The following is a 19092-nucleotide window of genomic DNA, read 5'->3' as shown; positions in this document are numbered from 1 at the left end:
ACCGAGCCGCGGCGCCCCGAGTCGCCGCGCGTGCGAAGGAGCCGGGCGCACCCCCTCGGTGCGCCCGGCCCCTCGCGGGTCCGTGATCAGGCGGCGAGGCTGGACCGCCCGGCACTCTCGAGCGCCCAAGCCAGCGCGCGGTCGGCGACGTCCTCCCAGCCGGGCGCCCCGCAGGTCCAGTGGTCGCGCCCCGGCAGCTCGATGAGGTCCGTCACCGCAGGCGACCTCCCCCAACGCTTCGCGTTCGCGCGGTTCACCGCCGGCGGCATGATGTGGTCCTTCTCCCCCGCGATGAACAGCAGAGGCGCGCGATCGACGCTGTAGTCGACCCAGGTCTCCTGGCGCCCGGGCCTCCAGTTCGCGAGCAGACCGTACGCCCATACCCAGTTGCCCGGCGCGGCGATCGCGTAGCGCTCCCACACCGCGTCCGACTCCTCCCGGCTCAAGGTGTTGGTGAAGGCGTAGTGCCACTCGGCCTTGGTGAATCCCACCGCGCGGTGGAAGTTCGCGGGGTTGCGCAGCGCCGGGAACAGGGAGCGGGCCTGCGATGGAGGCGTGACGCGCACCCCCTCGGGCGGCGCCGAGTCGATGGCGACGCCGGCGGCGCCGAGCCCCTTCGCGAGCAGCAGCTGCGTGAGCATGCCCCCGAACGAGTGCCCCATGAGGATGGGCGGGGTGTCGACGGTCTCGATGACCGAGGCGAGATGGGCGACCGTATCGGGGACCGAGGCGGCAGCGATCGCGGAGTCGTCCGCGCGCATGGCCTCGACCTCGCCGAAACCCGGATATGTGGGGGTGAGCACGCGATAGCCCTGCGCCTCGTAGCGGGCCTTCCAACCCTCCCAGCTGCGGGGGGTGACCCAGAGGCCGTGGATCAGGACGATGGTGTCGGGGGCTGCGGGCATGGCGGTGTCCTTTCTTGCGGTGGTGGTTCAGGCATCGATGAAGGCGAGCAGGTCGGCGTGGAGGCGCTCGCGGTCGGTGTCGGGGAGCCCGTGGCTGCGTCCCTCGTACACGAGCAGGGTCGCGTCGGGCACCAGCGCGGCCGTGAGGCGACCGCTGATGTCGATCGGCACGATCTGGTCGTCGTCGCCGTGGATCACGAGCACGGGAACGTCGATCCCGGCGAGGTCGTCCGTGAAGTCGGTGGCGGAGAACGCCGCGATGCACTCGTATGCGTTGCGTGTGCCCGAGGCAAGCCCCTGGAGCCAGAAGGCGTCGCGCGTGCCCTGAGGGATGTCGCCCGCGCGGTTGTGACCAAAGAAAGGGCCGTCGGCGAGCTCGCGGTAGAGCTGGGAGCGGTTGGCTGCCTCGCCCGCCCGGATCCCATCGAAGACCGCCATGGGCAAGCCGCCCGGGTTGTCCTCGGTGCGCACCATGAGCGGCGGCACCGCGGAGACCAGGACGGCCCTGGACACCCGTGATGTGCCGTGGCGCGCGAGATACCGCACCACCTCTCCCCCGCCCGTCGAGTGCCCGACCATCGTGAGGTCGTCCAGGTCGAGATGGTCGATCAGGCATGCGAGATCGTCGGCGTAGGTGTCCATCTCGTTGCCGTCCCAGCTCTGGGTCGAGCGGCCGTGGCCGCGACGGTCGTGCGCGATGGCTCGATGCCCGTTCATCGCGAGGAACAGCGCTGTCGCCTCCCACGCATCGGCGTTGAGGGGCCATCCATGACTGAGCAGCACGGGGGACCCGTCGCCTCCCCAGTCCTTGTAGTAGATCTGCGTCCCGTCGTCGGTGGTCACGACTGGCATCTCGGCCTCCCTGGTGTGATCGCAGGGCCAGCGTGCGTCGCCGCCGTCTCGCCGCGCACCACGCACGGCGCGTAGTCCGTCAGCGCCGCCGAGCGCGCCTACGGCTGGGGCAGGCGCTCCGCCAGCTGGCGACGCGACGTGACGCCGAGCTTCCGAAACACCTTGCGCAGGTGGTAGTCGACGGTGTTGCGGCTGATGAAGAGCGCCGCGCCGATCTCGACATTGGTGGCGCCTCGAGCCGCCATCCTGCTCACCTGGAGCTCCTGGAACGAGAGCACCGGCTCATCCGGATTCCGCACGCCCTGAACCGTGTCGTCGCCACCGGCAGCCGTCATCTCCCGCCGCGCACGTTCCGCGAAGATGCCGGCGCCCAGGTCCTCGAGCACGGCGGCTGCGCGCTCGAGCTGCACGCGAGCCTCGGCGCGGCGCCGCATGCGGCGCAGCCACTCGCCGTACAGCAGGCGCCCCCGCGCGTGATCACCTGTGTGGCCCGGGATGTCCAGCAGCGCGATCGACGCCAGGTGGTGGCGCTCCGCCTCGTCGTCGCGCGCGAGCAGGGCCGCGGCCCGTGCCGCCATGCCGCGCGCCCAGGGGCTCCCGGTGGTGACCGCAAGCTCCTCGAGACGTGCGGCGGCCCGCTCCGCCTCGTCGACTCGCCCGCAGCGCGTCGCGGCCTCGACCAGCTCGGGGATGTGATGGATGCTCGACTGCAGGTACGGCTCGGCGACCAGCCTGGCGAGCCGCGCGTATGCCGCCGCGTACTCGCCGGCGCCGATCTCCACGATCGCCTGGGCGCCCTGAGCCATGCGCGCGACCCCGCCGTACCCCGACGCGTTCATGCCCGAGATGAGCGCATCGCCCGCCCCCGGCGGCAGGCCCTCCCAGATGAGCAGCGAGGCGTTCACCGCCTGCTCCTCCTCGTGCCCGAGAGCGCGGCGGAGCTCCGTGCATCGATCGAGATGGCCCCGCGCGGCACGGGGGTTGTTGCGCCCGACCTCCAGCGAGCTCAGCACCCACAGGATGGTGTCGAGCTCGCGCAGCGCGCCGCGGGCCCTCGCCACGTCCGCAAGGCGCGCCAGCACTGCGGCCGCGTCCTCGAAGTCGCAGAGCCCGACGGTCACGATCGCGACGAAGCTCGCGAGGTTCAGCAGCACCGCATCAGGCTCGTCGTCGAAGATACGGCGAGCCTCACGCATCACCGGCACCGCCGAGGCGTAGTCGTCGAGCGCGAACGCGCTCGCAGCGCGGAGCGCGAGCGCATGGCGCCCGGGTGCGACATCGACGCCGGCCCGCAGACGCGCTCCGAGCCGCTCGAGGGGCCAGCCCTCGGCCCGGTCCTCGGTGCTGAGCGCGAAGGTCAGAGCATGGATCAGCGTCGCCTGCTCCCGGTGCGGGTCGATCCCGTGGAAGTCGTCTGCGGCCTGCACGAGCGTCGCCACCACGGACGGCAGACGTTGCGCGTCGGACAGGAACACGGAGCACAGCGCGTCCACGGTCCTCATGCGGCCGCGACTCGCGGTGTCGAGCAGCGACTCGTCGACCTGGGCGAGGAGGTGGCGGGTCAGCGTGCCCGAGCCGGCTCCGATGGCGGCCTCGGCGGCGGCCACGAGCCTGCAGGCACGCCCCTGCTCCTCCGGTGTCAGAGACGCGGCTCGTGCGAGCAGGCGTGCGCGTGACGCCAGCCCTCCTCGCGCACCGGTGGCGTCCGCGACCCGTTCGAGCAACGCGGCGACCGTCGCGTCCGGTCCGTCCGCCGCCGCGGCCGCGTGCCATGCGGCGAGCTCGGCGAGGCCACGCGCGTCCGCCTCGTCGCGCAGCGCTGCGTGGGCGGCGCGCCGCTCCGCGGCAGTGGCGCCCGAGTAGACCGCCGAGCGCACGAGCGGATGGCGGAAACGCACGTGGTCGCGAATCTCCACCAGGCGCGCCTCCTCCGCCGGCGACGGCGCTCGGTCTGAGATCCCCTGGGCGAGTGCGGACGCGCGGATCACGGCCAGATCGCCCGTCGACTCTGCCGCCGCGAGCAGCAGCCAGCGCCGCGCCTCGCTCGGCAGGCGCGCGAGCAGGCCCCCGTAGTGCGCCTCGAGGCGCGGTCCCAGGGCGAAGGGGGCCCGCCCCGGGCTTGCGGCTGCGACATCGTTCTGGTGCCAGGACGTGCCCAGGTCCATGAGCGCCAACGGGTTCCCGCCGGTCCGCTCCACGGCATCCGCGATCGCAGCGTGGTCCAACGCCTCCGAGACCTGGCGGCTCAGCAGCCGGTGAGCGTCCTCACGCGAGAGTCCGCGCAACGGGAGCCGCGGGATGCCCGCAAGTGCGCGCTGCGTCTCCGTGCCGTCGCGCGCGCCGAACACCAGGGCGACCCGCTCAGCGGTGAGACGCCGCGCCGCGAAGCCGAGCGCCTCGAGCGACTCGCGGTCGAGCAGGTGCGCATCGTCGAGCACGCACACCAGCGGTGCATCGTCCCCGGCCCTCGCGAGCAGCGAGAGCAGCGCAAGACCCACCAGCGGGCGCTCGGGAGGTGGGCCCGCGGCCAGTCCCATGGCCACCTCGATCGCCTCACGCTGCACCGTCGGGAGCTCGAGGATGTGGTGGCCGAACGGAAGCACGAGCCGGTGGAGGCCCGAGTACGCGAGCTCGGCCTCGATCGCGAACCCTGGCGTCGCGCTGACCCGCACGGTGGACGCCGCAGCGGTCGCAGCTTCGAGGAGCGTCGTCTTGCCGATCCCTGGCTCACCGTGCACGAGCACGGCCGAGCCGTGCCCGTTACGTGCGCTCGCGATCAGCGTGTGGAGGCTCTCGAGCTCGTCCGCACGCCCCAGCACCTCCGGCTGAATGTCGATGTCACCCAAGGTAACCCGCCGGTTTTGGAAGGGGAAGAACGATTTGTCTAGAGCCCCTGTCCCCCGTCCCACAACCGCTCCGACGCGCCCGAGACCAGGTTGGCGACGGCCATCGCCTGCGCATCGGTGAGCGACGCGACGTAGTCGACGATGCCGCGGCCGGTCGCATAGCGGTGCAGCGCCTGCGCATCGGTGGTCGGCAGCAGCTCCGGCGTCCGGTCGCGCACCGCCAGGTAGTCCTCGGCCGCGAGCTCGACGAGGTCGAGCAGGCGCCGCGGGGCGCGCCGGACGTCGTCGTCGTCGTCGAGCCAGGCCGCGAAGCTGGTCACCAGCCTCTCGATCACGCTGGCCTGGCCCCGCTGGTAGACCGCGAGGTCGGGACGGTGGAGCACGAACCTCTCCTGGAGGAACTTCAGCACGGCGACATCGTGGAAGGCCGCGGCGTCGAGGCTCACGTGTCCCGAGCGGATGTCCGGGTCGCGCGTCACCACGATCGAGTGCTGGAGGCGCGCGATCCAGCCTGCCATGAAGACCGCGAGCGCGCGGTCCGCGGCGAGCGAGCCGTCGTACGGGACGGACAGCAGGCCGTCCACCACCTCATCGGCGACGCGCGCCACGGACTCGCCGAACGCATCGTCCTGCGCGATCCACGGGTCGCGGTCCACCAGGCGGCGGCGCAGCAGCTCGAGTCCGTGGCCGGGGGTGCGACGCGCGCGATGCAGCTGGTCGAGCGGTGTGGCCGCGAGCGCCGCGCGGTCCCTGATCCACGTGCGGAACTCGGCGGACACGGCCGCCTGGTTGAGAAGGTCCGCACGGTAGAAGTCGTCGAGGTCGTGGAGCGAGTACGCGATGTCGTCCGCGATATCCATGACCGAGCACTCGACGGTCTGCTGACGGCGCGCGATCTCGGGGTAGGCGTGGCGCGCGTCGAGCATGTCGTCGAGGTCGAGCGTGTACGCGGAGAACTTGCGTGCGCCCTCACCGGGTCGGCGCGGCGAGAGGCCGCGCGGGGTGTCCGCTCCCCCGCTCCACCCCTCGCCCTGCTCGCGCGTCCACGGGTACTTGAGCACGGCGGCACGCACGGCGCGCGTGAGGTTGAGCCCGGAGCCGGCGCGGTCGTACTCGTCCAGACGCGTGAGGATGCGGAAGGTCTGCGCGTTGCCCTCGAAGCCCTCCTCGAGCCCGAAGCGCTCACGCGCGAGCCTGTCCAGCGTCTGCTCCCCCAGGTGCCCGAACGGCGGGTGGCCCAGGTCGTGCGCCGCCGCCGCGGCCTGCACCACCACGGGGTCGCAGCCCCCGAGGTCGCGCACCAGCGCGCCGCGCTCACCCCAGTCGCCGTTGAGCGACACGGCGATCGACCGGGCGACCGCGGTGACCTTGACCGAGTGGGTGAGGCGGTTGTGCACCGCGAGCCCCGCGCCCGATTGGGAGATCACCTGGGTCACGGCGGACAGGCGCGAGAAGTACGGCGAGAAGCGGATGCGCTCGAGGTCCACGCGGTACTCGGGGCGGTACTCGCCGCGCTGGAACTCGTCGAGCTCCTCGGGGACGGCGCGCGCGACGCGCTGGTCGGTCGCCGTGGGGACCCCGCCGGGTGCGGTGCCCTCGTGTACGTCCTCCATGCGGGCCTCCCGTCGATCCTTACGGGGACGGTAGCGACCCGCGCGCGGGATCGCCAAACGTCACGCAGCCGCACCCAGCAGGCGATGCGTCGAGCGCACCACGTAGCGGTGGGGACCCGCGGACGTGCTCGCGATCACCTCGATGCCCTCCGCCTGCCACGGCACGGCCAGCGGCGGGTGGTGCAGGGCCTGCTCGACGGCGGCCACGCGCAGGTGGTGGCTCGCGCGCGCCACGGTCACATGGCCCGTGAACGGCCGGTCGCGCACGGCGAAGCCCTCGTCCTCGAGCGCGGCATCGACGGCGGCGGCCACGTGCTCGGCGCCGGCCACCGGGACGGCGACCACGCGAGCGGTCAGCGGCGCGGCCTGGGCGCCCAGAAGCATCCGCATCGCGGCGAACGACGCTGCGGCGCGGGCCGCGGCGCGCGTCACCGCGGCCTCGCCATCGGTCTCGCCGATGAACCTCAACGTGAGGTGGCGCTCCTCGCGCGGTGTCCAGCGGTCGAGGCCTGCGTCGCGTGCGCGGCCGCGCAGGGTCGCTCCGAGCGCGTCGTCCAGCGCGTCGTCGACCGGGTCGGGGGTCATGATCCCGATGAAGAGCCTCACGCCTCACGGTACTGCGGCTGCGTCGACGCCGCGCCCGTAAGCCGCTGCTAGCGGTCGCGGCCCGCGCGTGAGGGCTCGCCCGCGTCCCGCCAGTTCGCCCCTACGACGATGGGCACCAGGATGACGTCCAACAGCGCCACCGCGGCGAGCGGGGGCAACGACGGCGCCGCGATCGAGCCGAGGACCAGCAGCAGCGCGCCGGCGATCCGGACGCGCCACCTGGTCATGCCCGCGCCGATGACGTACGAGGCCTGGGCGGCGAGGAACACCGCGGGGCCGATGAGCAGGAGCGCGCCGCCGACACCTGCGTGCTCGTCCTCGGCGTGGGCCACCACCAGGTCCGCTCCCGCCGCGAGCAGGATCAGACCCGCCATGACGAACAGCAGGACCACGATGCCGCGATGCACGATCCCGATCGGGTCGCGCGTGCCCCGCGCCTCCGCGACCACCAGCTCCTCGGCACCGCCGAAGTAGGAGTACCAGAGGCACACCACCGCGACGAAGGCACCGAGCACGCCCGCGACCACCACAGGCTCGGGCCCCGCATCCGCGATGGCGCCGCCGATCCCGAGGATCGTCTCCCCCAGCAGGATGAGCAGGAACAGGCGCATGCGCTCGAACATGTGAGGGGCGTCGTAGTCGACCGCCGTCGGCTCCAGGACGTGGCGCGGCACCGGATGGGCGCTGAACACCCCCACCGCGTCGATCGTGGCCGCCGCGATCCACCACCACAGCCGCGCCTCGGGATCCATCGCCGCACCCACGAGCCAGAACGGCGCCGAGGCCGCGACCCAGACGAGCATGTTGCGGCTATGGCTCCGGAAGAACGACTGCTGCTCGCGCACAGCGGAGAGCGCGCTCGGCACGGCGCCTGCGAGCACCAGCGGGACCACGAACAGCCACGCGCCCTCCTCGAACGCGACTCCGATCGCGCCGTTCATCACGAGCGCCAGGCCCATCACCAGGATGGTGACCGTACGAGTCGACCGCCGCTCGACATCGCGCAGCGTGAGGTGGAACGAGGTGAAGGTCCATACCGAGTAGACCGCGACGAGCATCACCGCCGTCTCGGCACCCGTCCGCCAGCCCAGGTGCCCGACCAGATGATGCGTGAGCTGGATCATCGCCAGCACGTACGCGAGATCGAACAGCAGCTCGACCGGAGACACCTCGCGGCGCGGAGTCGCCGCCACGTGCTCGCCCATGTCCCACCCCTCGCGTCCGCCTGCCCCCGATTCTGGGGCACGGAGGACGCCGGCTCCAGGGCGGCGGGCAGATTACGCGGAGACCGGGCGGCGGCGGATCCCAGCGGTGGAACATCACGCCTGGTCACAGCCTGGTCACGGGTTGGTCACCAACGCTTCCGCGGAGCCGCACGTCTTCCTAGCATGAGCGCCATGAGCACCCACGCCGCAGCGAGGTCCCGCACCACCCGCCGAGGCGCTGTCGCGGCCTCGATCCTCGCGCTCGCCTGGGCGCTCGCCGGCTGCACCTCCGGCGCCGACGAGTCGACCAGCGGCGGCGAGGAGTACGGCTACGCCGGCACCGACTCCGATGCTGCGGTCGCCGAGGAGGACATGGGCACCGACGGCGCGGGCGAGATCCGGTCCGACGACCGCGCGCTCATCGTCACCAGCTGGATGTACATGACGGTCGAGGACCCGCTCGCGGCGGCCGACGCCGCCGTCGCGATCGTCGCGGACGCCGGTGGCCGGATCGACTCCCGCAGCGAGACCGCGGACGGTCCGTACGGCAACGGCGCGGCCCAGCTCACGCTCCGGGTCCCGGCCGGCAGCTTCGACCCGGTGGTCGTCCAGCTGCGCACGCTCGGCACCGTCGACGAGTTCTCGACCGACACCGCCGACGTCACCACGCAGGTCACGGACCTCGAGGCCCAGATCTCCACGTTGCGTGCCTCGACCACGCGCATCGAGGGTCTGCTCGCGGACGCCGAGGACATCAAGGACATCATCACGCTCGAGGACGAGCTCGACAGCAGGCAGGCGGAGCTCGAGAGCCTCGAGGCCCGGCAGCGAGGGCTCGACGACCAGGTATCGATGTCGACCATCGACCTGTCGCTCACCACCGAGCCCGTGGTCGAGGTCGACGACTCGCCGCGCAGCTTCTGGAGCGGTCTCGAGTCGGGCTGGAGCGGGCTGGTGAGCTTCCTCGGGGGCGTGCTCGTGGTGACGGGCGTGCTGCTGCCGTGGCTCGTCGCGGCGGCGGTCCTCGGAGCCGTGGCGCTCGCGGTGGTCCGGGCTCGGCGAGCGCGCGGCGCCCGCGCGACCGCCGCATCGTCCGCCGCTCCCGAGGAGCCGGCGACCACCTCGTCGACCGGCGACTGAACACAGCCAGGGGGAGACGCCGAAGGGCCGTCCGGAGATCCGGACGGCCCTTCGTCATGGTGGGCGATACTGGGATCGAACCAGTGACCTCTTCCGTGTGAAGGAAGCGCGCTACCCCTGCGCCAATCGCCCGTCTTCAGTTGTGCCCCGCACTGCGGCGCGACGACAACTATAGCGGCTATTTGGAGTGCTTCGGTGCAGGGTCGGAGTCCGCGGCGGCGCGTGCCTCGAAAATCTCCGTCAGCTGCAGCAGCAAGGGACCGTGCTCGACCGGGGTCCGGTCGAGCGAGGCCAGCGGCTGGATCCGGCGTGTCGAGGACGTGACGGCGGCGAAGGACCGCCCCTCGACCACCTCGTCGAGCACGCTCATCTCGAGCTCCCCGGGCGCGGCCGCGCGAATGGGCAGCCCCGCATCGGCCCCCCATTCGAGGGCGAGCCCACGGACGATGCCCGGGAGGCACCCCGACGCGAGCGGCGGGGTCAGGACCTCACCGCCCCGCTCGATGAGGATGTTCGTCGTCGCACCCTCGCACAGGTGACCGTGCGTGTTGGCGAGGATGGCCTCGTCGCCACCACGAGAGCGCGCGAACTCCATCATCACCACGTTCTCCGCGTAGGACGTGCTCTTGACGCCCGCAAGAGCGGAGCGCTCGTTCCTGCGCCACGGCACCCGCACGGCGTGGCACGAGCCCGGCGCCGGAGCATCGTTCGCCGTCACCACGATCGTGTGAGGGCCGTCCCCCCGGGCGAGAGGGCCCGGGCCGGGACCGCTCGACACGGTGATCCGCAGGCGACGCAGCCCCGGCGCGGCACCGAGCACCTCGCCGACCGCCTCCCGCACCGCCTCCTGATCGATCTCCTGCATGCCCATGCGGGCCGCGGAGTACGCGAGGCGGCGCAGGTGCCTCCGCAACCCGAAGGCGCGACCATCCACCACCTCGAGGGTCTCGAACACGCCGTCGCCGACGGTCCACCCGTGGTCACCTGCGGTGATGATCGGATCATCCTTGCCGCGCAGGAGCCCCCCAGCCCACACCACTGTTGTCATGTCGACATTCTGGGGGTCGACGCAAGCGCTATCAAGCGACGCGCCTTGAGCTCCGTCTCCGCCCACTCCCCATAAGGGTCAGACCCCCATGTAATGCCTGCGCCGGTTCCGAAGCGGAGACGTCCTCCCTGGTCCGGAACCCATTCGAAGGTCCGGATGCCCACGGCGAGCTCCGCCTCGCGGCGGTCCGCGTCGATCCACCCGATGCCTCCGCAGTACGCGCCGCGGGCTCCCGGCTCCTCGCGCTCGATGATCCGGAGAGCCGACGACTTGGGAGCACCGCTCACGGATCCCGGCGGGAAGGTGCCGTCGAGGAGCGCGGGCCACAGGGCGGGGGTCCAGTCGTAGTCGGGTGCGAGGGTGGCGGCGACCGTGGACTGCAGGTGGACCAGGCCGGGAAGCTCATGGAGGCCCAGGAACTCGGGCACGGTGACGGAGCCGGGCAACGCCACGTGCGAGAGGTCGTTGCGGATGAGGTCCGTGATCATCACGTTCTCCGCCTCGTCCTTGGGCAGCATCGCCTCGCCCGGCGCCGCCGTGCCCTTGATCGGGCTCGACAGCACGCGCGTGCCGTCGATGCGGAGGTAGAGCTCCGGCGAGGCGGACACCACCCACGCGCCGGGCCATGCGTCCGCGCGAGGGATCACGATGCGGGAGGCGTGGCGCGCCGGGTTCCCCGTCGACAGACGATGCGCGAGAGCGACGGCATCGGGTCCGGGCTCCGGCGCAGGCAGCGGAGCCTCGAGCATGCGGCACAGGTTGACCTGGTAGACCTCGCCGTCGCGGATGTCGCCTCGGATGCGCTCGACGCCCGCGCGGTACGCGGCCTCGTCGAGCGAGGTGCTCCAGGACGAGGCATCGGGTCCGTGCCACGCATGGTCCCCGACGGGCGAGGACTCGGGGACGGCATCGTCACGCTCGACGCGGGCCATGCGCCAGGCGTCGAGGCGGCCCTCGAAGGTCGCCACGACCACCCAGAACCCGCCGGCGGCGATGCGCTCGCCGGCGCGGTCGAGCGCGACGTGCTCGACGGGCTCCCACGCCCGCACACCACGGAACGCGGCGCTTCCCGCGCGGCGCGCATCGTCCTCCCCTGTCATGGCGACAACGCTACTGGCGGGAGGCGACGCCGCCTGTCCCGCACGGCTCCCGTTCAGCCCCCGTTCGGCGCCGGCACGGCGACACGCGGGGCGGGAAGCCGATTTGGTTTCGAGGGCCGACATCCGCTAAGGTCTATCTCTCGTCAGGGCAACAGCCCAGACATGCGGACGTGGCTCAGTTGGTAGAGCATCACCTTGCCAAGGTGAGGGTCGCGGGTTCGAGTCCCGTCGTCCGCTCGGAGCGTCGTAGCCCTAGGTTACGGCACTACGGTGGAGTGGCCGAGAGGCGAGGCAGCGGCCTGCAAAGCCGTATACGTGGGTTCGAATCCCATCTCCACCTCGGGCGATTGGCGCAGCGGTAGCGCGCTTCCCTGACACGGAAGAGGTCACTGGTTCGATCCCAGTATCGCCCACCACGAGGTTCCTTCGGGATCCTCATGAAGTCCGAGGCTTCTGCCCCGGCAACGCGGACGTGGCTCAGTTGGTAGAGCATCACCTTGCCAAGGTGAGGGTCGCGGGTTCGAGTCCCGTCGTCCGCTCCAAGGATCGCCGGTCTCCCCCTGGGAGCCCGGCGATTGCTCCGTCTGGAGAAGACGGGCGATTGGCGCAGCGGTAGCGCGCTTCCCTGACACGGAAGAGGTCACTGGTTCGATCCCAGTATCGCCCACCACATCGCAAGGCCCCCGGGATCTCCCGGGGGCCTTCGTGCTTCCCTGGCCGGTACGCCGTCCGTGGCGCGCGTACGGTGGAGGACGGGCGACGATGCCGTGCCGCCCGGGAGGAGGCCGCCATGTCCCGCGAGGAACGCCTCATGACCGCTGCGAGGACCGTGACGGGCGACGACGCGATCACGGAGGTCGCGGAGTTCATGCCGGAGGCCGCGCTCGACGACCCGATCTGGAACGACCGCGCCGACCATCGGGTCCCGTTGGACGACGCGGGCCGTCCCGAGACGGTCGAGGCGGGCGCGGACCTGGGCGCCGACCTTGCCGCCGACCGGGCGCATCTCCCACCGCACGTCTGCCTGGCCGTGACGCCGACGCGGTTGCACCTCCTGGGCCTACCCCATGGCTTCTTCGCGCCGCATCCCGAGCAGGCCTATCTCATGGGCACCTTCGACAGGTCCCAGCTCGAGGTCGCGATCAAGGGAAGGCTCACCGACATCCTCCTGACGCTCACCGACACGGCCTCAGGCGCGACCATGGCGCTGGTGGCGGACCGGTTCTCGACCTACCACCCGCGGACCGTGATCGAGCTGCTGAGGATGAACGTGGAGGAGGACGCGGGCTGAGCCCGGCCGACGCGCCCTACGGGGCGAGGGGGACGTACCGCTCCCCCACGTCCACCGCGACGTCGAGGGTGTTGCCCGGCCCGGGCAGCGGGCAGACCCAGTCCGAGGAGTACGCGCAGGACGGCTGGTAGGCGAAGTTGAGGTCGATCACGAGCGCCTCGGGCGTGCCGCCCAGATCCGCGCCCTTGACCGTGTCGAGAAGGTACCGGCCTCCGCCATAGGTATGCGGCGACGCGTCGCGCAGGGGGATGAAGACTCCCCCGCCGTACGAGTCGAGCCACCACGCATCGAGCCCACCGAGCCCCGGGAGCTCCACCCGCCCGATGCGTGCGAACGGCACCACGCCGTCGGTGGCGGTCGGGACCTCGCGCCGTTCGGGCTCGGCTGCGCGGACGCGCACCACGAACCTGAGCGCGGGGTCGTACGGTGCGACCTCCGGGAGGAACGATGCGCGGGCGGGCGCGGGCACGGGGCTCGCGGGATGCTCGCGCAGCAGCGCGGCACGGCCGTCGACCCAGGTGCGGTGCGCCGCCCGCGGGTCCGTCTCGGAACGCACGCGGGCGTAGAGGTCGGCGATCCGGATGCGCCAGTCGCGGATCTCCCAGGCGTCCGTCATGCGCGCCGATCCACGATCGCGCGGATCGCGTCCGCGAGGCCCGCAGCGACGCGGTCCGGATCCTGGTCGAGGTAGCCGGCGACCAGCGCACCGTCGCGCAGCATCATGACCTGGGCCGCCGCGGAGATCGCGGGAGCCGGCTCGAGGCCCGCCTTGCGCAGCCATGCCTCGATCGCGTCGGTCATGAGCGCCCGGAACTCGGCGACGAGCGCGCGGACGGGGTGCGCGGGGTCGGGGTACTCGGCTGCGGCGTTGATGAACGGGCACCCGCGGAAGTGGGGCCGGCACATCTGATCGGTGAGCGCCGCGGCGATCCGGTCCACCGAGAGGTCGGCATCGGCCCCGGCCGCGAGCAGGACGCGCACGTAGGCGAGCTCGCGTTCGAGGTACGCCACCACCACGTCGTCCTTGGTCGGGAAGTGCCGGTAGAACGTGACCTTGGAGAAGCCTGCCTCGACAAGGATGCGGTCGGCGCTGACGGCGCGGATGCCGTGCTCCGCGAAGAGCGCCGCGGCGGCGTCGACGATCGCCTCGCGGACCGCGGGCCCTCGCTTGGCCGGGGCCTTGGTCGCCGTGCTGCTCACGTTGCCGCCTCTTCTCTACGTCCTGGACTCGATCATCCCGCATCTCGGTGTAGCCTGATGTAGACGTACTAGTAACTCTACACCGAGCGATCGAGGAGCAGCCATGACCGAGCCCACCACCACCGAGGTCGACATCACGCCCGGAGAGGGCGCGCACCACGACAAGGCACCCAAGCGGCCCAAGGCCTTCTACACCGCCGAGGCGACCGCGACGGGCGACGGCCGCAACGGCCACGTCGCGACGAGCGACGGCCTGCTCGACCTCGACCTGGTGACGCCGAACCCGATCACGAAGCCCAAGAAGACCAACCCGGAGCAGCTGTTCGCCTCGGGCTTCGCGGCCTGCTTCAACTCGGCGTTCCAGGGCGCGGCGAAGCTCATGAAGGTGAAGCTCGAGTCCTCCGAGGTCACGGCACGCGTGGGCATCGGCCCCATCGCGCTCAACCGCTTCGGGCTGGGCGTCCGCCTGCACGTGACGGCAGCCGGCCTCGACCAGGAGACCGCCGAGCGCGTGGCCGAGAAGGCCGAGGAGATGTGCCCCTACTCGAACGCGACGCGCGGCAACATCCCCGTGGAGATCACGGTCACCGCGAAGTAAAGGCCGCGCCAAGGGAATACCAGCCTCCTCGGGTCGTGTCTGACATGATGGACATCACCCGAGGAGGCTGAATCTCTCTATGGCAGACGACACGCACGAACGGACGAGGAGCAGGAAGAGGCCGGGACAGCGCGCAGGTGCGCCGGTCCCGGTGTCGACGTATCGGCTGCAGCTGAGCGCGGACTTCACGTTCGCCGACGCGGCGGCCCGGCTCGGCTACTTCGCGGATCTGGGCGTCACGCACCTCTACCTCTCCCCTGTGCTCACGGCCGCTCCGGGCTCGACGCATTTCTACGACGTGGTCGACCACTCGCGCATCGACGAGGTGCTCGGCGGCGAGGAGGGCCTGCGCGACCTGTCGTGGCAGGCGGGCGAGCGCGGCATCGGCCTGATCGCGGACGTGGTCCCCAACCACATGGCGGTCCCCACCCCCGCGTTCCACAACAAGGCGCTGTGGGACGTGCTCGAGCACGGCCACGACTCGCTCTTCTCGCACTGGTTCGACGTCGACTGGGAGTCCGGCGAGCCGGTGCTGATGCCGGTGCTGGGCCAGCGCATCGGCACCATCCTGTCCGCGGGCGAGCTCACCGTCGAGCACATGGTGGTGCCGGGCCTCGAGGCTCGAGGCGAGGTCCCCGTGCTGCGGTACTGGGACCACGTGTTCCCCATCCGGGAGGGCACCGAGCACCTGCCGCTCGCGTCGCTGGTCGAGGAGCAGCACTACCGTCTCGCGTACTGGCGCGTCGCGAACGAGGAGCTCAACTACCGGCGCTTCTTCGACGTCGGCTCGCTGGTGGCGGTACGGGTCGAGGATGAGGACGTCTTCGACGCGACGCACGCGCGCATCGTCTCCCTGGTGAAGGACGGGACGCTCCAGGGTCTGCGGATCGACCACCCCGACGGCCTCGCGGACCCGGAGGGGTACATCGCTCGGCTGTCGGAGGCGACGGACGGGGCGTGGATCGTGGTGGAGAAGATCCTCGAGGACGAGGAGCGCCTCTCCACCAGCTGGAAGTGCGCCGGCACCACCGGCTACGACGCCTCGTGGCGCGTGGGCGCGCTGCTGCGCGACCCCTCGGGCGCCGCTCCCCTGGCGGGCACGCTGCACCGCGTGACCGGCGACGCGATGGGCGAGCTCCCCGACCTCGTCGATGCCGCCAAGCGGGAGATCGTCAAGGAGTCGCTGTCGAGCGAGGTCCATCGCCTCGCGACCATCGCGCACACGGTCTGCACCACCGACGTGCGGCTGCGGGACCACACGTGGCGCGCCCTCTACGACTGCCTGCGGACCATGCTGGTGACGTTCGACCGCTACCGCGCCTACGTGGTCCCCGACACCGCGCCCCGACCCGGCTCGCTCGAGGCGATCGACCACGCGGCCGACCGTGCGCGCCGCCTGCTCGATCCCGAGCGCCACGAGACGTTGGAGGTGGTCGTCGACCTTCTCAAGGGAGCCGAGGTGGGCTCCGCCGGACGCACCGCCGACGCGAAGCGCCGCGAGCTGGTCACCCGCTTCCAGCAGGCGTGCGGGGCGGTCATGGCGAAGGGCGTCGAGGACACGGCGTACTACCGCTGGACCCACCTGCTGCCCCTGTGCGAGGTCGGCTCGCCCGCGGGCCGGTTCGCGCTCCCGCCGGCCGCGTTCCACGCGTGGGCGATCGAGCAGCAGCAGCTGTTCCCGCACGCGATGACGTGCCTGTCGACGCACGACACCAAGCGATCCGAGGATGTGCGCGCGCGCTTGGGCGTGCTCTCCGAGGCGGCCGACCAATGGGACGAGCTGGTGCAGCACCTGCGCGAGGCGACCGAGGACATGCGCCCGGCCGAGCTCGACGGTCGCACCGAGAACCTGTGGTGGCAGACGCTGGTCGGCACGTCCGACGAGGACGGCTTCATGGAGTGGGACCGGCTCGAAGGGTATCTGCTCAAGGCGATGCGCGAGGCGAAGTCGCACACCACCTGGACCTCGGTGAACGAGACATACGAGTCCCAGGTGCTCTGGTTCGCGCAGACCACCCATGCCGACCCCGCGGTACGCGAGGCGATCGCCGGCTGGCATCGCACCACCGCCACCGGCACCCGGGCCGCGATCCTGGGCCAGAAGCTGCTCCAGCTCACCATGCCGGGGGTCCCGGACGTCTACCAGGGCACCGAGTCCCTCTCGCCGACCCTGGTGGACCCCGACAACCGCCGCGCCGTCGACTTCGAGGTACGGGCGGACATGCTGGCGCGGGCGCTGGGCAAGGCGCGTCCGCGGGGGCTCGCCGAGGAGAAGATGCTCGTGACCGCTGCCGCCCTGAGGCTGCGCCGCTCGCAGCCCGACGCCTTCGTCGGCGACGATGCGGGCTATGTGCCGCTCGCCGCATCGTCCGGGCACGCTGTGGTGTTCGCCCGCACCGACGGCGAGGAGCCTGTCGCGGTCACGGTCGTGACCCGTGCCGGCCTGGAGCTCGAGAGGCTCGGCGGCTGGGGCGAGCACACCGTGCAGCTGCCCGAGGGTCGCTGGCGCGACGTGATCGGTCGGCACACCATCGAGGGCGGCTCGGTGCCTCTCGCGCAGCTGCTGCGCTCGCACCCTGTGGCCCTCCTGGAGCGGGCGTGAGCGCGCCGGTGCGGGTCTGGGCACCCGCGGCGTCGCGGGTCGAGGTGCTGGTCGGACCCGCGGATGAGGCCGTCGTCGACGTCATGCACCCGGATGCGGATGGGTGGTGGGAAGGTCCGGCGCTCGCGGACGGGACCGACTACGCCTTCGCGGTCGACGGCGCGGGGCCCTTCCCCGATCCGCGCAGCGCATGGCAGCCGTACGGCGTCCATGGCGCGTCACGGGTGTTCGACGCGCGCGGCTTCACGTGGACCGACGCCTCCTGGGCGGGCCGCACGGCTCTGGGTGCGGTCACGTACGAGCTTCACGTGGGCACGTTCACCCCGCGCGGGACGCTCGACGCCATCGACGACCGCCAGCTGCGCGACCTGGCCTCCCGCGGTGTCGAGATGATCGAGCTCATGCCGCTCGCCGCCTTCCCCGGCTCACGGGGGTGGGGCTACGACGGCGTGGCGCTGTACTCGGTGCACGACGCCTACGGCGGTCCGGCGGCGCTTCAGCGGTTCGTGGACCGCGCGCACGGCATCGGCCTGGGCGTATGCCTCGACATGGTCTACAACCACCTGGGCCCCGACGGGAACTACCTCGCGCAGTTCGGCCCGTACTTCACCGATGCGCATGAGACGCCGTGGGGCTGGGCCGTGAACCTGGACCAGGACGGCGCGACCGGGATGCGGGCGTTCATCGTGGACAACGCGACGCGATGGTTCGAGGACTTCCACCTCGACGCGCTGCGGCTCGACGCGGTGCACGCCCTGGTCGACGACTCGGAGCGGCACATCCTGGCGGAGCTCGCGGATACGGTCGAGGCGCTCTCGGACCGGCTGGGCCGGCCGCTGTCGCTGGTCGCGGAGTCCGATCTCAACGATGCGGCCATGGTCACGCCGACCGCCGAAGGCGGCCTCGGGATGACGGCGCAGTGGGCGGACGATGTGCACCACGCCCTTCACGCGTACCTCACCGGGGAGACGCACGGGTACTACGGCGACTTCGGCTCGATCTCGGCGCTGGACAAGGCGTACCGCTCGGTGTTCGTGCACGACGGCGGGTTCTCGAGCTTCCGCGGCAAGGACTGGGGCGCGCCCGTGCCTGACTCCGTCGACCGGCACCGCTTCGTGGTGTTCGCCTCCAACCACGATCAGGTGGGCAACAGGGCGCTCGGCGATCGACCCGCATCCCGCCTCTCCCCCGGCGCGCAGGCGGCCTCGCTCGCCCTGGTGCTGCTGTCGCCCTTCACGCCGATGCTCTTCATGGGCGAGGAGTACGGGGAGACCAGGCCGTTCATGTTCTTCACCGACCACGACGAGCCGCTCGGCTCCGCGGTCTCCGAGGGCCGCATGCACGAGTTCGCGGGCCACGGTTGGGAGGAGCTGTACGGGGGCTCGGTCTCCGTACCCGACCCCCAGGACCGACAGACCTTCCTGCGGTCGAAGCTCGGGTCGGGGCTCGCGGCCGGCTCGGCTGCGAACGCACGGATCGAGGCCTGGATGGCCGAGGTCATCACGGCTCGGCACGTCACCCTGCGAGATGGGGCGTGGGAGGCGCATCCGGCGGGTGCCTCGGAGCTCGCGCCCCGACAGCTGACGATGCATGGCCCGGTGCGGGTGCACGCCAACCTGTCGGCCTCCTCGATGGAGGTGCCGCTCGAGGGCCGCGTGGTCGGCGTGTTCGGGAACGTGGCGGTCGAGGGTGCGGAGACCGGGCTCGGGACGCTGATGCTGGCGCCGGACGCGGTCGCACTGGTCGCCGTCGCCGACGGTCCGTTCGTCGATGGGCAGACGGCGAGCCGCTGAGCGCGGCGCCTCGGCGACCCCGTGTCCAGCTCGGCCCGTCGCCTCGGCGCCTGGCGGCTTTCTCGCTCAATCTGGGCGTGCCGCGGCGGCGCCCGCCGTGGGGTGGGGCCGTGGGGCGTGGCAGCTAGCCGGGTGGGTTCGCGGTGGTGGGTGTGCGTGCGGGGAGGTCCACATGGAGTGCGGTTTTGCCTCCTCGTCTGGGGATGCGGGTGGGGTCGATGCTGGCGGGTGGGGTGAACCACACCTCGGTGGTGGTGGCGGTGACGGTCCAGCCGTCGTCGTGGATGCGATGA

The 19092-nt window shown here is 71.8% G+C and carries 15 protein-coding genes and 6 tRNA genes; 10 read left to right on the top strand and 11 right to left on the bottom strand.

Annotated elements, in window-relative coordinates:
- Positions 1-86 precede the first annotated feature (86 nt).
- From AOM00_RS07120 to AOM00_RS07095, 6 genes are all read right to left on the bottom strand, one after another.
- Entirely contained in the window at positions 87-905 is an 819-nt protein-coding gene (locus AOM00_RS07120) for an alpha/beta hydrolase (protein ID WP_062517131.1), read from the bottom strand.
- Positions 906-932: 27 nt separating this feature from the next.
- Positions 933-1757, bottom strand: a complete 825-nt coding sequence (locus AOM00_RS07115) for an alpha/beta fold hydrolase (RefSeq protein WP_062517130.1) — start codon at positions 1755-1757, stop codon at positions 933-935.
- Positions 1758-1855: 98 nt separating this feature from the next.
- Positions 1856-4603, bottom strand: coding sequence for a helix-turn-helix transcriptional regulator (locus AOM00_RS07110; RefSeq protein WP_169746823.1), 2748 nt, complete (start codon positions 4601-4603; stop codon positions 1856-1858).
- A 38-nt stretch (positions 4604-4641) separates the two neighbouring features.
- Positions 4642-6216, bottom strand: a complete 1575-nt coding sequence (locus AOM00_RS07105; protein ID WP_062517128.1) for a deoxyguanosinetriphosphate triphosphohydrolase family protein — start codon at positions 6214-6216, stop codon at positions 4642-4644.
- 60 nt (positions 6217-6276) lie between these two features.
- Positions 6277-6822: a 2'-5' RNA ligase family protein gene (locus AOM00_RS07100; RefSeq protein ID WP_062517127.1), complete on the bottom strand. Its 546-nt coding sequence runs from the start codon at positions 6820-6822 to the stop codon at positions 6277-6279.
- Positions 6823-6869: 47 nt separating this feature from the next.
- Positions 6870-8027 carry a low temperature requirement protein A gene (locus AOM00_RS07095; RefSeq protein WP_062517126.1) on the bottom strand — a complete coding sequence of 386 codons (1158 nt, stop codon included), beginning with the start codon at positions 8025-8027 and terminating at the stop codon, positions 6870-6872.
- 192 nt (positions 8028-8219) lie between these two features.
- On the opposite strand from AOM00_RS07095, the gene AOM00_RS07090 reads away from it, so the two are divergent.
- Positions 8220-9167: a DUF4349 domain-containing protein gene (locus AOM00_RS07090; RefSeq protein ID WP_062517125.1), complete on the top strand. Its 948-nt coding sequence runs from the start codon at positions 8220-8222 to the stop codon at positions 9165-9167.
- A 57-nt stretch (positions 9168-9224) separates the two neighbouring features.
- Here the strand turns inward: AOM00_RS07090 and AOM00_RS07085 are convergent.
- The 3 genes from AOM00_RS07085 to AOM00_RS07075 all read right to left on the bottom strand — a co-directional run bounded on the left by AOM00_RS07085 (position 9225) and on the right by AOM00_RS07075 (position 11315).
- Positions 9225-9299: transfer RNA gene (locus AOM00_RS07085), tRNA-Val, on the bottom strand.
- A gap of 46 nt (positions 9300-9345) precedes the next feature.
- Complete coding sequence (locus AOM00_RS07080; protein WP_062517124.1) at positions 9346-10215, bottom strand: aminotransferase class IV; 870 nt, start codon at positions 10213-10215, stop codon at positions 9346-9348.
- Complete coding sequence (locus AOM00_RS07075; RefSeq protein WP_062517123.1) at positions 10212-11315, bottom strand: chorismate-binding protein; 1104 nt, start codon at positions 11313-11315, stop codon at positions 10212-10214. Before AOM00_RS07075 ends, AOM00_RS07080 begins: the two co-directional genes overlap by 4 nt.
- Before the next feature lie 164 nt (positions 11316-11479).
- On the opposite strand from AOM00_RS07075, the gene AOM00_RS07070 reads away from it, so the two are divergent.
- The 6 genes from AOM00_RS07070 to AOM00_RS07045 all read left to right on the top strand — a co-directional run bounded on the left by AOM00_RS07070 (position 11480) and on the right by AOM00_RS07045 (position 12606).
- Positions 11480-11552, top strand: a tRNA-Gly gene (locus AOM00_RS07070).
- A 32-nt stretch (positions 11553-11584) separates the two neighbouring features.
- Positions 11585-11655 (top strand) — tRNA-Cys (locus AOM00_RS07065).
- A 1-nt stretch (position 11656) separates the two neighbouring features.
- Positions 11657-11731: transfer RNA gene (locus tag AOM00_RS07060), tRNA-Val, on the top strand.
- A 50-nt stretch (positions 11732-11781) separates the two neighbouring features.
- Positions 11782-11857: transfer RNA gene (locus AOM00_RS07055), tRNA-Gly, on the top strand.
- A gap of 53 nt (positions 11858-11910) precedes the next feature.
- Positions 11911-11985: transfer RNA gene (locus tag AOM00_RS07050), tRNA-Val, on the top strand.
- A 120-nt stretch (positions 11986-12105) separates the two neighbouring features.
- On the top strand, positions 12106-12606 hold the full coding sequence (locus AOM00_RS07045; protein WP_062517122.1) for a hypothetical protein: 501 nt from the start codon (positions 12106-12108) through the stop codon (positions 12604-12606).
- Between the two features lie 16 nt (positions 12607-12622).
- Here the strand turns inward: AOM00_RS07045 and AOM00_RS07040 are convergent, their stop codons facing one another.
- Both AOM00_RS07040 and AOM00_RS07035 read right to left on the bottom strand, forming a co-directional pair.
- The gene (locus AOM00_RS07040; protein ID WP_062517121.1) at positions 12623-13222 is read right to left on the bottom strand and encodes a DUF1684 domain-containing protein; all 600 of its coding nucleotides are present in this window, start codon (positions 13220-13222) and stop codon (positions 12623-12625) included.
- Positions 13219-13806, bottom strand: coding sequence for a TetR/AcrR family transcriptional regulator (locus AOM00_RS07035; RefSeq protein ID WP_062517120.1), 588 nt, complete (start codon positions 13804-13806; stop codon positions 13219-13221). The genes AOM00_RS07040 and AOM00_RS07035 overlap by 4 nt, the downstream gene beginning before the upstream one ends.
- Before the next feature lie 103 nt (positions 13807-13909).
- Here AOM00_RS07035 and AOM00_RS07030 point away from each other — a divergent pair, with 103 nt between their 5' ends.
- The 3 genes from AOM00_RS07030 (at position 13910) to treZ (ending at position 18799) form a co-directional block, all read left to right on the top strand.
- Entirely contained in the window at positions 13910-14404 is a 495-nt protein-coding gene (locus AOM00_RS07030; protein WP_082096737.1) for an organic hydroperoxide resistance protein, read from the top strand.
- Between the two features lie 151 nt (positions 14405-14555).
- Positions 14556-17006: a malto-oligosyltrehalose synthase gene (gene treY, locus AOM00_RS07025; protein ID WP_369345424.1), complete on the top strand. Its 2451-nt coding sequence runs from the start codon at positions 14556-14558 to the stop codon at positions 17004-17006.
- Positions 17003-18799 carry a malto-oligosyltrehalose trehalohydrolase gene (treZ, locus tag AOM00_RS07020; protein ID WP_156159076.1) on the top strand — a complete coding sequence of 599 codons (1797 nt, stop codon included), beginning with the start codon at positions 17003-17005 and terminating at the stop codon, positions 18797-18799. Before treY ends, treZ begins: the two co-directional genes overlap by 4 nt.
- The last annotated feature ends 293 nt before the right edge of the window (positions 18800-19092 follow it).

Source organism: Demequina gelatinilytica (genome assembly GCF_000971115.1).
In the GTDB taxonomy this organism is placed as follows: domain Bacteria; phylum Actinomycetota; class Actinomycetes; order Actinomycetales; family Demequinaceae; genus Demequina; species Demequina gelatinilytica.
The sequence above is the reverse complement of the archived record's forward strand: the minus strand, read 5'-3'. Positions and strand labels throughout refer to the sequence as shown.

What these genes read in the sequence shown, in the direction of transcription:
- AOM00_RS07120 (WP_062517131.1), bottom strand. Translation starts at nt 905, where the DNA reads ATGCCCGCAGCCCCCGACACCATCGTCCTGATCCACGGCCTCTGGGTC.
- AOM00_RS07115 (WP_062517130.1), bottom strand. Translation starts at nt 1,757, where the DNA reads ATGCCAGTCGTGACCACCGACGACGGGACGCAGATCTACTACAAGGAC.
- AOM00_RS07105 (WP_062517128.1), bottom strand. Translation starts at nt 6,216, where the DNA reads ATGGAGGACGTACACGAGGGCACCGCACCCGGCGGGGTCCCCACGGCG.
- AOM00_RS07095 (WP_062517126.1), bottom strand. Translation starts at nt 8,027, where the DNA reads ATGGGCGAGCACGTGGCGGCGACTCCGCGCCGCGAGGTGTCTCCGGTC.
- AOM00_RS07090 (WP_062517125.1), top strand. Translation starts at nt 8,220, where the DNA reads ATGAGCACCCACGCCGCAGCGAGGTCCCGCACCACCCGCCGAGGCGCT.
- AOM00_RS07080 (WP_062517124.1), bottom strand. Translation starts at nt 10,215, where the DNA reads ATGACAACAGTGGTGTGGGCTGGGGGGCTCCTGCGCGGCAAGGATGAT.
- AOM00_RS07075 (WP_062517123.1), bottom strand. Translation starts at nt 11,315, where the DNA reads ATGACAGGGGAGGACGATGCGCGCCGCGCGGGAAGCGCCGCGTTCCGT.
- AOM00_RS07045 (WP_062517122.1), top strand. Translation starts at nt 12,106, where the DNA reads ATGTCCCGCGAGGAACGCCTCATGACCGCTGCGAGGACCGTGACGGGC.
- AOM00_RS07040 (WP_062517121.1), bottom strand. Translation starts at nt 13,222, where the DNA reads ATGACGGACGCCTGGGAGATCCGCGACTGGCGCATCCGGATCGCCGAC.
- AOM00_RS07030 (WP_082096737.1), top strand. Translation starts at nt 13,910, where the DNA reads ATGACCGAGCCCACCACCACCGAGGTCGACATCACGCCCGGAGAGGGC.